Here is a 14,415-nt window from a genome sequence, read left to right as displayed (position 1 = left end):
GCTGCTGAACGGGGTGGTGCCTCCCGCGCAGGGACGGGGAGTGGTGCGCCCGCTCCAGGCGCGAGCGGGATGGTGCGTCCCGTTCCGAGGTGGAGCGGGGGTGGTGCGCCCCGTTTGAGGTGGAACGGGGGTTGGTGCGCCGCCCTACGAGAAAGAGCGGGTGGTGCGCCGCTCGAGGACAGAGCGGGTACGGCGCCCGCGCTGGAGGCGGGTGGGGCCGGGGCAGAGATCTCTGGCCGGCCGGGTGGGTCGTGGCGGTGAGGTGTCGCCACGGCCCGGGTCGGTGGCGGGTCGCTGGATGCGATCCGCCACGAAGCTCAGCGGAGTGGGTCGAACGGCGCCAGCTCGGCGGGGCGACGGCCGGTGGTGATGGTCTCGGCCAGGAGCTGACCGGTGACCGGGCCGAGCGTGATGCCCCACATCCCGTGCCCGCCGGCGGCAAAGACCCGCGGGGACGAGGTGGCGCCGATCAGCGGCAGGCCGTCCGGCGTACAGGGGCGCGGGCCGACCCACTCGAAGGTGCGGGCGTCCAGGTCGGCGTCGCGCAGCAGCGGACGGGCGGCCTCGACCATCGCGTCGATCCGGCGCGGGTCGAGCTTCGCGTCGGGCTTGCGGAACTCCATCATCCCGGCCACCCGGAGGCGGTCGCCCAGCGGCGTGCAGGCGATCCGCTGCGCCGGGAAGTACACCGGTCCGGCCGGCACGTGCGCGATCGGGACACTGAACGAGTACCCCCGACCAGCCTGTACGACGGTCTTGACGCCGAACCGCCGCGCCAGGTCGCCGAGCCAGGCCCCGGTCGCCATCACGACCGCGTCGTACGACTCGCTGTCGCCGTCGGCGGTGACGACCCGGGTGTCGCGGATCCCGTCGACGACGTCGGCCACGTTGGCGCCGGTGAGGATCCGGCCGCCGCGGGCGACGACCGAGTCGGCGAGCAGCTGGACGTAGTCGCCGGGGTTGATGAAGCGCTGGCCGTGCAGCCGGATCGCCGCGCCGATCTCGTCCGACAGCGACGGCTCGATCTCCCGGGCGTCGTCGCCGGTGATGGCCTCGAACTCGATGCCCTGGCCGGCCGCGTGGATGTGCTCGATCTCGTCGAGCAGCACCGCGCGCTCCTCGGCCGTCCGGTACGCCGCCAGGAACGACTTGGCCTCGTACGTCTCGGCCTCGACACCGGCCTTGGCCAGCAGGTCGAAGGCGCTCAGGGCCTGCCGGTTGATCGGGACCAGCGACTCCATCGCCGTCTTCCAGCGCCCGGCGGTGCTGTTGCGAGCGAACCGGGTCAGGAAGGACAGCAGCCGCGGGCTGGCCGTCGGCGGTACGTAGACCGGCGAGGACGGGCTCAGCACAGCGCGTACGCCGTACTTGAGCACCGCGGGCTCCGGAAGCGGGGTCGCCAGACCCGGCGTGAGCCAGCCCGCGTTGCCCCAGGACGCCCCGGCGGCGACACCTTCGCGGTCGTACACGGTGACCTCGATGTCGCGCTCCTGGAGGAACCAGGCGGTGGCGAGGCCGACCATGCCCGCGCCGACGACGGCGACCCGGTCGGGGACGATGTGTGTGGTTGAACCAGCAGCGACCATGCTTCGATGGTGCGCCGCTCCCGGAGCGCTGTCATGGTGCGATCGCACCACTGCTGGAGCAAATGACAGTGCGCAGAGCACAATAACCTTATGATCACCGCGCCTGACCTGGTCGTTGCCGTCGGCCCAGCCCTGTTCGAGACCGTGGTCACCGGCCACGGTGACACCGAGGTGCGGGACGTCTTCCTCGCCGATCCGCAGGAGCCGGCCACCGGTGGGCCGGGCGATCTGGTCCTGGGACTCGGTCTGCGCAACGCCGAGGAGGCAGTCGAGCTGCTGGAGCGCTGTGCCGCTGGCAACGCGTCCGGCGTCGTACTGCGGACCGGTCTGGCGCAGGAGCCCGCAGTAGTGGCTACGGCGGAGCGCTGGCTGCTCACGCTCGTCGCACTCCAGCCGACCGTCACCTGGGCGCACGTCGTCTGGCTGCTCCGCGGTGTCATCGACCGGGCGGCCGCACCCGACTCCCCCGCCGCCGGTGACGCCGGAGTGCACCAGGAGCTGTTCGCCTTGGCCGACGCGGCCGCGGCGATCGTGGACGCGCCGGTGACCATCGAGGACAACCAGTCGCGGGTGCTGGCCTACTCCTCCCAGCAGGACCTGTCCGACACCGACCCGACGCGGGTGTCGACCATCGTCGGCCGGCGAGTTCCTGCCGAGGTGATCGCCCACTTCCGCGCCCGGGGCATCTTCCGGCGGCTGGCCCGGTCGAGCGAGCCGTTCCTGGTGCCGGACGGGCCCAACGGTATCCGCCCGCGGCTCGTCGTACCGGTCCGGGCTGGTGGTGAGTGGCTGGGCTCGATCTGGGCGGTGGTGGACGGCCCGGTGAGCCAGGAGGTCACCGAAGAGCTCAGCAACGCTGCGTCGGTGCTCGCACTGCACCTGCTGCGGCTCAGGGCGCAGGCAGACGTCGCCAGGCGCTCGGCCATCGACCGTCTGCGCACTGTGCTCAGGCAGTTCTCCCCTGAGGCTCCGGTCGAGGTCAGGCTCCCGTCGCCGCCATGGCGGGTGGTCGCGCTGAACTCACCCGACGGGTACGACGTACCGCAGCAGCTGGATCTGTGGGAGTCGCTGGGCCGTCGCCAGGGGTGGAGCGAGCCGCTGCTGGCTGACCTGGACGGCACGGTGTTCGCCGTGGTGTCCGACGGTGAAGCAGTACCTGGCTCTTGGCGCTGGCTGCGCAAGCTGGTGGGCGACCAGGCCAAGGACAACCCCGGTACGGCGGCTGCCGCCGGGGGCCGCGCCCGCTACCCCGCTGACCTGCCCAGCTCGCGTGCTGAGGCAGTGGAGCTACTCAACCTCGTACGGCGGGGTGTTGCGCGCGGTCCGGCGTTGCGGGTCGAGCAGGCGTGGCACGTACTGACCGTGCACCGGGCGGTGACCTCGCTCGACACCACCAAGATGGACGGGCCGCTGGCCACGCTGCTGCGGCACGACATCGAGAACGACACCGCGTTCGTGGACACGCTGGAGGCGTGGCTGAACCATCCGGGCCAGCCGCAGCAGGCCGCGAAGGACCTGCACCTGCACACCAACACCCTGCGGCACCGGATGAAGCGGATCGGCGAGATCGCGCGGCTCGACCTGTCGGATCCGCGCGAGCGGCTCGCGCTGCAGCTGCAGATCGCGTCGGTGCGCACCGAGCACTGAGACGTTCGCCACAGCGCCGCGTAACAAGGCTTCACATTCCGGCAATCGATGAGCAACATCCGGGTGGAAAAGTACTTCTCACGAAGACGTCTCAGCTCTTCACCAGGGAGCTGAGCCGATGGTTCGGACTCTTCACCAGGGAGCCCGAGCCTCTGGGCCCGGCGATTGTCTGAGCGATCGCCGGGCCCCTTCACGTCAAACGGTTGACGATCGCGCCGTAGACGCCCGGGAGCGCGGCCGCCGCGGGGACGATGCGGGGAGCGAGCAACGAACGGTTGCGGGCCCAGAGCAACGATGCGGTGAGGGCGCGGCACTCCCAGGAGACGCGGCGCCAGGCGGCCTCGTAGTCCTCGGGCCGGTCGGCGACGACGCAGTCGACGAGTTCGGCCGACGTCCTCAGCGCCACCGCGATCCCCTCGCCGGTGAGCGCGTCGACGTAGCCCGCGGAGTCGCCGACCAGCAGGACACGTCCCGCGACGCGGCGTCGGACTCGCTGACGCAGTGGCCCGGCGCCCAGTACGCCGGACGCGGGCGGCGCGTCGCCGAGGCGGGCGCGCAGGCGGGGGAAGGCGCGGAGGTGGTCGTCGAACGAGCCACGCGCCGAGGTGAGGACAGCGACCCCGACGAGGTCGTCGGCGACAGGCGTCACGTAGGCCTCGCCGAGGGAGGACCAGTAGACCTCGACGAGGTCGCTCCACGGGCGAATAGCGAAGTGTTGCCGCAAGCCGCGCCGGGTGGAACCCGCCCCTGCGGGGCGGACAGCGCGGGGAGAGAGGGAGGAGCGGGTGGGACGAGAGTTGCCTGCGGCGGGATCGACGCCGAGGCCCAGCTGGCGGCGGATTGGTGAGTGGAGGCCGTCGGCGGCAGCAAGATAACGGGCAGTATGGCCCGCCGCGGTGACTGTGGAGGGGGTTTGCGAGATCTCGCCAACTCTTGCGCGGACAACAGGCACACCTAGCTCGTCCAGGCGGCGCCGTAGGCCTCGGTGAAGCTCGGTGCGGCGGACGCCCAGCCCGGGCCCGGCGCGGAAGCGGGCGTCGACGGAGTGCGCAGCGTCCAGGTATCGAATGCCATGGAACGGCCGGCCTTGCAGCTCCACCCCCAACCGCGAGAGGTAAGCAACGGCGCTGTGCGCGATCCCCTCACCGCAGGCCTTGTCGATCGGCGCCTCACGCGGTTCGAGGACGACGACGTCGAGTCCAGCCAGTGCCGCCCGGATCGCCGTCGCAGCCCCCGCGGGACCTGCGCCCGCGACCAGGAGATCGATCACCCCGGCGCCGGACCAGATGATGACCGCGGCGCCGGCGGTCGGCCAGCGGTCAGCGCGGTGTCCAGCGCGGTCTCCTCGGTGCGGATCCGAACCGCCAGCAACGGCAGGTTCAGCACGGTGAATACGACCGCGGTCACCCACGCCGTGTGCACCAGCGGCAGCGCGATCCCCTCCAGCACGACCGCCACGTAGTTGGGATGCCGCAACACCTTATAGGGGCCTTTAGCAACCAACGACAAGCCCGGTACGACGATCACCCGCGTGTTCCACTGCCGCCCGAGCGTCCCGATGCACCACCACCGCAACCCCTGCGCCAGCAGGACGACGGCCAGCATCGTCCACCCGAGCGCCGGGACGAACGGGCGGTCGGCAACGATCGCCTCGACCAGACACCCGGCCAGCAGGCCGGTGTGCAGCACCACCATGAACGGGTAGTGCCCCTTCCCGGACTCCACCCCGCCCTGGGCGAAACTCCAGGCCGCGTTGCGCAGCGAGACGACCAGCTCGGCGACCCGCTCGAAGCCGACCAGGAGCACCAGTACGACGTACCACCACAACGACGCGTCCATCACCACTCCATCAGCACGAGCTCGGAACAGAAGCCCGGGCCCATCGCCAGCAACACACCCGGACCTGCAGGATCCAGGGTCATGGTGTCACCGAGCACGTGCAGCACCGAGGACGACGACAGGTTGCCGACCGCATCGAGCGATTTCCAGGTCAGGTCGAGCGCCCCTGGCCGCAGAGAAAGCGTCTCCGCGACCGCCTCCAGCACCTTCGGCCCGCCGGGATGGCTCACCCATGTCCCGATCTCGGGCACCGTCAGCCCCCGCGAGCCGAGGAAGTCCCGCACGTCACCGCCGAGGTACTTGCGCACCACCTCCGGTACGTCGGCCCCGAGCACGATCCGGAACCCGCCCGACCCGACGTCCCAGCCCATCACCCGCTCGGAGTCCGGGTACAGCCGGCTCCGCGTCGCCACCACCGAAGGCCCTGCCGCCGGCCGATCGGCACCGGTCATCACCACAGCAGCTGCGCCGTCCCCGAACAACGCCCCACCCACCAGGTTGGGCAGCGACGAGTCGTCCCGCTGCAGCGTCAGCGAGCACAGCTCCACCGACAGCAGTACGGCGACATGCTCGGGCCACGCGGTCAGATAATCGTGCATGCGGGCAATCCCGGCCGCTCCCCCGACGCACCCGAGCCCGAACAGCGGCAGCCGCTTCACGTCCTCACGCAGCCCGAGCCGCATCGCGACCCGCGCGTCGATCGAGGGCGCCGCGACCCCGGTCACGGTCGTGAACATCAGCAGGTCCACGTCGTCGACCGTCAGCCCGGCCGCCGCCAGCGCGCCGCTGACCGCCTCGGCCCCGAGGTCGACCGCGGCCGTGATCCACGCGTCGTTGGCCGCGCCGAAATCCTTCAGTACGCCGTACTGCTCCAACGGGATCGCGAGGTGCCGGTGCGACACCCCCGCGTTCGCGTGCAGCCGGCGGAGCAGCGCGAGCCCCTTGCCGTCGGGCAGGCACAGCTCCGCGAACGCCTCGGTCAGCTCAGCTTGTTCGTACCGGTACGGCGGCAACGCGGCCTGCACCGCGGCGATCCGGCTCATCGTGGCATCGTTGCTTCGGTGAGCCGACTCCGAACCGTCAAGGGTCTGGCGCTGGCCTGCCATCCCGGGCCGACCGTTGCCGTCACCGCGCTCGTGACCGCCGTCGCCTGGTCCGCGGGCCGCGGCCTCACCGGATCTCTCCTCGTTGCCGCAACCATCCTCACCGGCCACCTCTCGATCGGCTGGAGCAATGACGCGATAGATGCCACCCGCGACTCCATTGTGAACCGCCGTGACAAGCCTGTCGTCCTGGGACTTGTCGGCCGCCGGACGTTGTGGGTCGCGGCGATCGTCGCCCTGGTCGTCACGATCCCGGTCTCGCTCGCGAACGGCGTCCTCGCGGGCCTGGCGCACCTGCTGTTCGTCGCCTGCGCCTGGGCGTACAACCTCAGGCTCAAGTCCACGCCGGTCTCGTGGGTGCCGTACGCCGTGGGGTTCGGCGCACTGCCGTCGTTCGTCACGCTCGGGACGAGCGGCGACTGGGCGCCGTGGTGGGCGACGGCGGCGACCGCGCTGCTCGGCGTCGGGGCGCACCTCGCGAACGTCGTACCGGATCTCGCCGACGACCTGGCGACCGGCGTCCGGGGCTGGCCGCAGCGGCTCGGGCAGGCTTCGAGGCTGCTCGCGCCGCTTCCCCTGGCCACCGCGACGGTCCTGCTCACGGTCGCGCCGTCCGGGCAGGTGGGAGTGGTCGGCTGGGTCGCGCTGGCCGTCGTCGCCGTCCTGCTGGGCGTGATCGTGGCGTGGAAGCAGGCGCCGTTCCTGGTCACCATCGGCGTCGCGGTGGTCAGCGTGATCGTCCTGGTCGTGCGCGGCGACGCCTTGTGAGCGTCACGGCCGGAGCTCCTGGAGCTTCGTCTTCACGCCTTCCTTGAGCACGCCCCAACGGTCCTCGTCGCCCTTCCACAGCGACTCGGTCATCTTGCTGATCTGGTCCCAGCTCGCGTGCGGCGGGATCGGCGGGACGTCGGGATCGCAGTACACGTCGAGCACGGTCGGCCGGTCGGCGGCCAGCGCGTTGTCCCAGGCGGCGGGCAGCTCGTCAGGTTTCCTGACCGCGATCCCCGTCAGGCCGACCGACCGCGCGAAGCCGGCGTAGTCGACCTCGGGCAGCGTCTGCGAGTCGGTGAACTTCGGCGCGCCCTGCATCGACCGCATCTCCCAGGTCACCTGGTTGAGGTCGTTGTTGTGCAGGACGGCGATCACCAGGCGCGGGTCCGACCACTCCTCCCAGTACCGCTTGATCGTGATCAGCTCGGCCAGCCCGTTCATCTGCATCGCGCCGTCGCCGGAGAACGCGACCACCGGCTGACCCGGGTGCGCGAACTTCGCGCCGATCCCGTACGGAACGGCGGAGCCCATGGTCGCCAACGTGCCGGACAACGAGCCGCGGGTGGAGTCGGTGAAGCGGAGCTGACGCGCGTACCAGTCAGCGGCCGAGCCGGAGTCGGCGACGACGATGCAGTCGTCGGGAAGGCGCTCGGAGAACTCGTGGAACAGTCGCTGCGGGTTCACCGGGTCGGCCTCCACGTGAGCGGCACCGGCCATCACGTTCCACCAGCGCTCGACGCCCTCCTCGATGCCGCTGCGCCAGGAGCGGTCCTCCTTGCGGTTCAGCAGCGGGATCAGGGCGCGCAGCGTGGCCGCGGCGTCGCCGACCAGGTTGACGTCGTACGGGTACCGCAGACCGATCATCGAGGCGTCGGCGTCGATCTGGACGGCCTTGGCCTGGCCGAACTCGGGCAGGAACTGCGAGTACGGGAAGCTCGAGCCGATCGTCAGCAGCGTGTCGCAGCCGGTCATCAGCTCCCACGACGGGCGGGTGCCGAGCAGGCCGATCGAGCCGGTGACGTACGGGAGGTGGTCGCTCAGCACGTCCTTGCCGAGCAGCGCCTTCGCGACGCCGGCGCCGAGGAGCTCCGCCAGCTCCTCGATCTCCCGGCGCGCGCCGCGAGCGCCCTGTCCGACCAGTACGGCGACGCGCTCGCCCGCGTTGATCAGCTCCGCGGCGCGTCGTACGGCGTCCGCGTCCGGCTGCTGGATCGCCCGCGCGAAGCCGAGGCTCGACGGGACCATCTTGAACGCGTGCTCCGGCGGGGTGTACTCGAGTTCCTGGACGTCGGCCGGGATGATCACGGCGGTCGGCGCGGACCGGCTGAGCGCGGTGCGGATCGCGCGGTCGAGGACGTTCGGCAGCTGCTCGGGGACGTTCACGGTCTCGACGAACTCGCTGGCCACGTCCTTGAACAGGCTGTGGAGATCGACTTCCTGCTGGTACGAGCCGCCCATCGCCGAGCGGTTGGTCTGGCCGACGATCGCGACGACCGGGACGTGGTCGAGCTTGGCGTCGTACAGACCGTTCAGCAGGTGGATCGCTCCTGGGCCGGAGGTCGCGACGCACACGCCGACCTTGCGGGTGAACTTCGCGTACCCGACGGCCTGGAACGCCGACATCTCCTCGTGCCTGGCCTGGATAAAGCGGGGGCCGTCGGCTCTGGTCCAGGCGGCCAGCAGGCCGTTGATGCCGTCGCCGGGATAGCCGAAGACATTCTCGACATCCCACTCCCGCAGCCGTTCCAGGACATAGTCACCCACGGTGGTAGCCATGAGGACTCTGTGCCCCGGGAACCGAGGTGTATTCAGGTGTTGGAAGGCTTCAGAGGCGCGTTGCTGCCGAGGATCGCCGCGGTGAGGGCTTCGGCTGGTTCCTTGGCCGCCCGAGGGTTCGTGATGAGCACCAGATCGATGGACGGCAGCTCGGGCAGCCCCGCGCTCGGCGGCGGTTCGACGAGGTCGGCAGGCATCAGCGAGTGGGCGAAGATGGCGATGCCCAGACCCGCGCGGACCGCGGCGAGGACTCCGTTGACGCCGCGGACGATGCAGGTGACCCGGTACGGACGGCCGACGCTCTCCAGGGTCTGTACGCCGAGCATCCGGCTCAGGCTCGGGGCCTGATAGGCGACCAGCGGGACCGGCCCGTCGGGCGCGATGCGCGTGCCGGAGATGCCGGCCCAGACGAGCGGGTCGCGGCGGACCAGGCGGCCGTTGGGTTCGGTGGCGGCGCCGACCGAGTGCTTCACGTACGCCAGGTCGAGGTGGCCCGACTCGACCCGGCGCAGGAGGTTCGGGCTCTGGGCAACGGTCAGCTCCAGGTCGATCCGGGGGTAGAGCTGCCGGAAGTCTCGCAGGATCCGCGGCAGGGGCGTCAGCGCGAGGTCGTCGGTCACGCCGAAGCGCAGCCGGCCGCGCAGCTCCGAGCCGGTGAAGTACCCGACGGCCTCCTCGTGCGCGGCCAGGATCGTCCGGGCGAACCCGGCCATCGCCTCGCCGTCCGCGGTCAGCGTCACCGTCCGGGTGTCGCGGACGAACAGCGGCCGCCCGACCGCCGCCTCCAGCTTGCGGATGTGCTGGCTCACCGTCGGCTGCCGGATGCCCAGCCGTTCGGCGGCCTGGGTGAAGCTCAGCGACTGTGCCACCGCGAGGAACGTGCGGAGCTGGTCCGGGTCGTAGGCCATCGATTTCCCTCTCATCGCGACTCGTAATAAGACTAATAGGAGTAATTCGCTACGAGAATCCGGCCCGGACCGGTGAGGATGGAACCGACCTCCCCTGACACGTCCACTTCCAAAGGGTTGACTCTTGACCACCCGGGCTTCCGGCTCTGTCCCCGTCCCCGATTTCCACACCCACCGTTCCACTCCGCGGACCGCTCCCGGCGAACTGCCGCCCACCCAGCGCCGGCCCGGATTCCGCGAAACCTTCAGCGCTCTCGAGGTCCGCAACTTCCGGCTCCTGGTCAGCGGCCTGTTCGTCAGCTCGACCGGCGGCTGGGTCCAGCGCATCGCGCAGGACTGGCTGGTCCTCACGCTGACCGGCAGCGCCACCGCCGTCGGCATCACCACCGCGCTGCAGTTCCTGCCCACCCTCCTGCTCGGCCTGTACGGCGGGGTGATCGCCGACCGCTTCCCCAAGCGCAAGATCCTGCTCGTCACCCAGTCGACGATGGGCACCCTGGCCGCCGTCCTGGCCGTGCTCGCGTTCACCGGCGACGTGAAGGTGTGGCAGGTCTACGCCCTCGCGCTGGTCCTCGGCCTGGCGACCGCGGTCGACAACCCGACGCGGCAGTCCTTCGTCACCGAACTGGTCGGCAAGCAGCGGCTGCGCAACGCGATCAGCATGGTCTCGTCCACCTTCCAGCTCGGCGGCCTGATCGGTCCCGCGCTGGGCGGCGCGATGCTCGGCACGATCGGCGCCGGCTGGGCCTTCGCGCTGAACTCGATCACGTTCTTCGGCTCGATCTCGGCGCTGCTGATGATGCGCGAGAGCGAGATGCCGGGACTCCAGGCCGCTCGCAAGGCCGGTCAGGGCCTGCGGATCCGCGACGGGCTGCGCGACGGTGTGCGGTACGCCTTCCACGAGCCGGCCGTGCGCTGGGCGATCGTGCTGGTCGGCATCTTCGGCATGTTCACGATCAGCCTGCCGGTCACGCTGACGGCGTTCGCCGACGTCGTCTTCAGGACCGGCGCTACCGGGTACGGCGTACTGAACTCCGTCGTCGCGGTCGGCTCGCTGGCCGGCGCGCTGCTCTCGGCGCGGCGGATCCGGCCGACCCGGCTGCGCAACCTGGTCGGGATCGCGTCGATCCTGGCCGTCACCGAGATCATCGCGGCCCTGCAGCCGTCGCTGTGGACGTTCCTGCCGCTGCTGTGCGCGCTCGGGATGGCGACGCTGATGTTCCTCACCGCGGCGCAGTCGATGGTGCAGCTGACCACCCCGGACGGGCTGCGCGGTCGCGTCGCGGGGATCTACAACCTGGTCTTCATCGGCGGCGGCGCGATCGGCGGGCCGACCGTCGGTGCGATCGCCGAGCACTTCGGCGCGCGGACCAGCCTGCTGCTCGCCGGATTGATCCCGGCCACGGCAACAGTTGCCATCGGCATCAAGCTCGCGCGGGCCGGCCGCTTCCGGGTGATCGTTGTCCGCGGCGACCGTTCCCCGTGGCGCCAGCCGCCGGTCCGCCTGGGCCTGGAGCAGCTTCCGATCCAGTTCACCCGGCCGGAGCCTCCAGTCCCATCGAGGCCGCGCCCGTTCACCTTGGCCCGCCGCAGGTACCAGCGGACGGACCAGCACACGACCACAACCAGGACCAGACGCAAACCACTTCATCGATGAGACAACCGCCGACCAGTCAGCTGCCGACTGGTCGGCGGTTCACTTTCTCAGCAGGTCGATCACACGCTCCGGCTGCTCGCGCCAGAACAGGTGCCCGGCGCCCTCGAGCAGCTCGAGCCGCGCACCGGGGATCAGCCGAGCCAACCGCTCGCCCTCGGTCGGCAGGATCATCTGGTCGGCGGTCCCGTGGATCACCAGCGCCGGTACGTCGAGCGCCGGCAGCCGGCTGACCGCGTCGTGCTGCAGCGCCGCCTGGAACTGCATCCCGACCACCGGCACCGGAACCCGTGCCGCCAGCGCGTCCTCCCGGTACGCCGCGAAGTGCGCCGGGTCGGCGGCGAACCCCGCCGACAGGTTCACCTCGAACCCGGTCCGCAGTACGGTCGCTTCCCGCCCCGACCGCATCGCCGCCAGCAACAGCTCGGGTCCCGGGCCGATCCCGGCAGCTCCCCGCGCGGAATCCTCGCGGCGCACACCGCTCCCCACCCCCGGCGACGTGCAGCCGAGCGTCAGCCGTCGTACGCGCTCGCGATGATTGAGCACCAGCTCCTGCGCGACCATCCCGCCGAGCGAGATCCCGAACACGTGCGCATCGGCCCACCCGGCCTCGTCCATCACCCGCGCGGCGTCGTCCGCGAGGTCCGCCGTACTGAACTGCCCGTCGGCGCGATCACTCGTCCCGATCCCGCGCTGGTCGAAGGTCAGCACCTCGAAGTGCTCCGCCAGTCCGGCCAGGAACGGCTCGCCCCAGATCCGGTGGTGACCGGCCATCCCCATGATCAGCAGCAGGGGCTCGCCGGAGCCCCGGCGTTCGGCGTACAGGTGCATGCGGGCAACCCTACGCAGAGTTATCGGCGCCTGTTACTTGACCACGTAAATTTATCCGCCCTAGGCTCGGCCTCACTCGCCCCGCTCCCGCCCCGAGACGGAGGAACACCCATGCCACTTCCCACCGGCCGACAACGCCGCGCCGCGATCGTGGTCACCGCGACTGCCGCCCTGGTGTCGGCAGCCGTAACGATCGCTCCCGCCGACGCGAGCGCTCCCCCGGTCTCCCAGCCCGGCCCGAAGCCGGCCCTGGTCGAGCCGCACTCCACCTTCCAGGGCACCGCGCCGATCGAGGCGCCGAAGCCCGAGGCCGCCGTACCGGCCAAGTACCCGCAGGTCGCGGCCAAGCCGTACCTGGGCTGGAGCAGCTGGAGCCTGCAGTCCACCAACTACCCGGGCGTGAACCCCGACGGCCCGGGCAGCTTCATCAGTGAGAAGAACATCCTCGCCCAGGCCAACGCGATGGCGACCAAGCTCAAGCCGTACGGCTACGAGTACGTCAACATCGACGCCGGCTGGCAGCTCGGCGGCGACGAGTACGGCCGCCCGGCCGCGAACACCGCCCGTTTCCCGCGCGGCATGAAGGCCGTCGGCGACGACATCCACAAGCTCGGGCTGAAGTTCGGCATCTACACCGTGGTCGGCCTCGGCTTCGACGTCTACCGCGAGGGCAACACGCCGATCTACAACGCCCCGGGCTGCTTCACCCGCGACATCGTCTACCCCGACCTGCGCACGACGAACGGCTGGGACCAGGCGTACAAGATCAACTACGCGAGCCCGTGCGCGCAGAAGTACGCCGACTCGATCGTGAACCTGTTCGCCTCCTGGGGCGTCGACTTCATCAAGATGGACGGCGTCGGTCCCGGCTCCTGGAAGGGCGCGCCGGACGACCCGAACCACAACAACACCGAGGACGTCGAGGCCTGGTGGCGCGCGGTCCAGAACGCCGGCCGCCCGATGCTGTACACGCTGTCGTGGTCGCTCAGCCACCGGTACGCCGAGACCTGGAAGGCGAACTCGAACGGCTGGCGGATCGACACCGACGTCGAGTGCTACTGCGACACGATCGTGCGCTGGAACGGCTCGCTGGTCGGCCGCTGGTGGGACCTGCCGCAGTGGGTCGACGACGCCGGGCCGGGGCACTGGAACAACCTGGACGCGATCAACGTCGGCAACGGCGCGATGGACGGCATCACCGAGGTCGAGCGGCAGAGCGCCATGACGTTCTGGGCGATGAACGCCGCGCCGCTGTTCATCGGTGACGACCTCACCAAGCTGGACCCGTACGGGGTGAAGCTGTTGACCAACCGCGAGGTGATCGCGATCAACCAGGCCGGCGTCCCGGCCCGCCCGCTCGACCAGGACCAGCTGCAGCAGACCTGGTACGCGAAGAACCCGGACGGCAGCGTCACGGTCGGCCTGTTCAACCTGGCCGACACCGCCGCGACCGTGACCGGCGACTTCGCCCAGCTCGGGTTGTCCGGCAAGGCCTCGGTCCGCGACGTGTGGGCCGGCCAGACCGCGCGCAACGTCTCCGGCAAGGTCAGCGCCGTACTGCCCGCGCACGGTTCGAAGCTCTACAAGATCACGCCGAACCAGCTCGCGGTGCCGAGCCGTCCGGCCGATCTGACCGTCACCGACACGAGCCGTACGACGGCCGCGCTGACCTGGCAGCCGAGCACCGGCGCCACGGCGTACAAGGTGTTTGCCAACGGCAAGCAGGTGGCGACCAGCTCGTCGACCTCCGCTGTCGTCGCCGGGTTGTTGCCGCAGACCTCCTACACCTTCACGGTGAAGGGTGTGCAGGGCAACAAGTCGTCGGAGGCAAGCGCTGGGGTCACCGTCCTGACGGCGAAGTCGGATGGGGGGCCGGTCCGGTACGAGGCGGAGGCCCCGACCAGCACCTTTACCGGGAACGCCGGGGTCGGCGGCTGCACGCTGTGCTCGGGTGGGCAGAAGGTCGGCAACATCGGGTACGACGCGTCGGTGACGCTGAACGGCATCACCGTGCCGACCACCGGGACATACCTGGTGAAGATCGCCTACACCGACGGTGACACCAGCCGCCAGAGCATGCTGACGGTGAACGGCGCCGACTCGTACTGGGTGAACTACCACGGCCTCGGCGACAACGACTGGGGGACGCCGCAGGTGACCTACCTGCCGGTCAAGCTCAGCGCCGGGACCAACTCGCTGAAGATCAGCAATCCGAACGGCTACATCGCCGACATCGACTGGATCACCGTCTAGTCGCCGCGGGGCCGGCCTTTCCCCGGGCCGGTCCCGCGTCTTTACTG

At 70.5% G+C, this 14,415-nt stretch carries 11 protein-coding genes and 1 pseudogene; 4 read left to right on the top strand and 8 right to left on the bottom strand.

The features are described 5' to 3' along the window. Positions 1–317: 317 nt before the first annotated feature. Positions 318–1,586 carry an NAD(P)/FAD-dependent oxidoreductase gene (locus tag ABD235_RS02015; RefSeq protein ID WP_344168370.1) on the bottom strand — a complete coding sequence of 423 codons (1,269 nt, stop codon included), beginning with the start codon at positions 1,584–1,586 and terminating at the stop codon, positions 318–320. 90 nt (positions 1,587–1,676) lie between these two features. Between ABD235_RS02015 and ABD235_RS02010 the strand changes: the two genes are divergently transcribed. Further along, complete coding sequence (locus ABD235_RS02010) at positions 1,677–3,233, top strand: helix-turn-helix domain-containing protein (RefSeq protein ID WP_344168367.1); 1,557 nt, start codon at positions 1,677–1,679, stop codon at positions 3,231–3,233. A 190-nt stretch (positions 3,234–3,423) separates the two neighbouring features. Here ABD235_RS02010 and ABD235_RS02005 read toward each other — a convergent pair whose 3' ends face one another. From ABD235_RS02005 to ABD235_RS01990, 4 genes and pseudogenes are all read right to left on the bottom strand, one after another. Beyond that, on the bottom strand, positions 3,424–3,957 hold the full coding sequence (locus ABD235_RS02005) for a hypothetical protein (protein WP_344173720.1): 534 nt from the start codon (positions 3,955–3,957) through the stop codon (positions 3,424–3,426). A 150-nt stretch (positions 3,958–4,107) separates the two neighbouring features. Continuing rightward, positions 4,108–4,503, bottom strand: a pseudogene (locus ABD235_RS02000) (NAD(P)/FAD-dependent oxidoreductase); the annotation flags it as partial. Beyond that, the gene (locus tag ABD235_RS01995; protein ID WP_344168364.1) at positions 4,500–5,072 is read right to left on the bottom strand and encodes an isoprenylcysteine carboxyl methyltransferase family protein; all 573 of its coding nucleotides are present in this window, start codon (positions 5,070–5,072) and stop codon (positions 4,500–4,502) included. The pseudogene ABD235_RS02000 and the gene ABD235_RS01995, both read right to left, overlap by 4 nt. Next, the gene (locus tag ABD235_RS01990) at positions 5,072–6,115 is read right to left on the bottom strand and encodes a type III polyketide synthase (RefSeq protein ID WP_344168361.1); all 1,044 of its coding nucleotides are present in this window, start codon (positions 6,113–6,115) and stop codon (positions 5,072–5,074) included. Before ABD235_RS01990 ends, ABD235_RS01995 begins: the two co-directional genes overlap by 1 nt. A gap of 18 nt (positions 6,116–6,133) precedes the next feature. Between ABD235_RS01990 and ABD235_RS01985 the strand changes: the two genes are divergently transcribed. Beyond that, complete coding sequence (locus tag ABD235_RS01985) at positions 6,134–6,943, top strand: UbiA family prenyltransferase (RefSeq protein ID WP_344168358.1); 810 nt, start codon at positions 6,134–6,136, stop codon at positions 6,941–6,943. A 3-nt stretch (positions 6,944–6,946) separates the two neighbouring features. Here ABD235_RS01985 and ABD235_RS01980 read toward each other — a convergent pair whose 3' ends face one another. Continuing rightward, positions 6,947–8,722, bottom strand: a complete 1,776-nt coding sequence (locus ABD235_RS01980) for a thiamine pyrophosphate-requiring protein (protein ID WP_344168355.1) — start codon at positions 8,720–8,722, stop codon at positions 6,947–6,949. 32 nt (positions 8,723–8,754) lie between these two features. After that, a complete protein-coding gene (locus ABD235_RS01975) occupies positions 8,755–9,645 on the bottom strand; it encodes a LysR family transcriptional regulator (RefSeq protein WP_344168352.1) in 891 nt (296 codons plus the stop codon). 109 nt (positions 9,646–9,754) lie between these two features. Between ABD235_RS01975 and ABD235_RS01970 the strand changes: the two genes are divergently transcribed. Then, positions 9,755–11,287, top strand: coding sequence for an MFS transporter (locus ABD235_RS01970; RefSeq protein ID WP_344168349.1), 1,533 nt, complete (start codon positions 9,755–9,757; stop codon positions 11,285–11,287). Between the two features lie 39 nt (positions 11,288–11,326). On the opposite strand, the gene ABD235_RS01965 is transcribed toward ABD235_RS01970, so the two are convergent. Beyond that, complete coding sequence (locus tag ABD235_RS01965) at positions 11,327–12,115, bottom strand: alpha/beta fold hydrolase (protein WP_344168346.1); 789 nt, start codon at positions 12,113–12,115, stop codon at positions 11,327–11,329. A 111-nt stretch (positions 12,116–12,226) separates the two neighbouring features. On the opposite strand from ABD235_RS01965, the gene ABD235_RS01960 reads away from it, so the two are divergent. Further along, on the top strand, positions 12,227–14,368 hold the full coding sequence (locus ABD235_RS01960; RefSeq protein ID WP_344168343.1) for a fibronectin type III domain-containing protein: 2,142 nt from the start codon (positions 12,227–12,229) through the stop codon (positions 14,366–14,368). Positions 14,369–14,415: the final 47 nt, after the last annotated feature.

The organism is Kribbella lupini (assembly GCF_039529595.1).
In the GTDB taxonomy this organism is placed as follows: domain Bacteria; phylum Actinomycetota; class Actinomycetes; order Propionibacteriales; family Kribbellaceae; genus Kribbella; species Kribbella lupini.
Note: the sequence above shows the minus strand (reverse complement) of the source record. Positions and strands in the feature narration are given on the sequence as shown.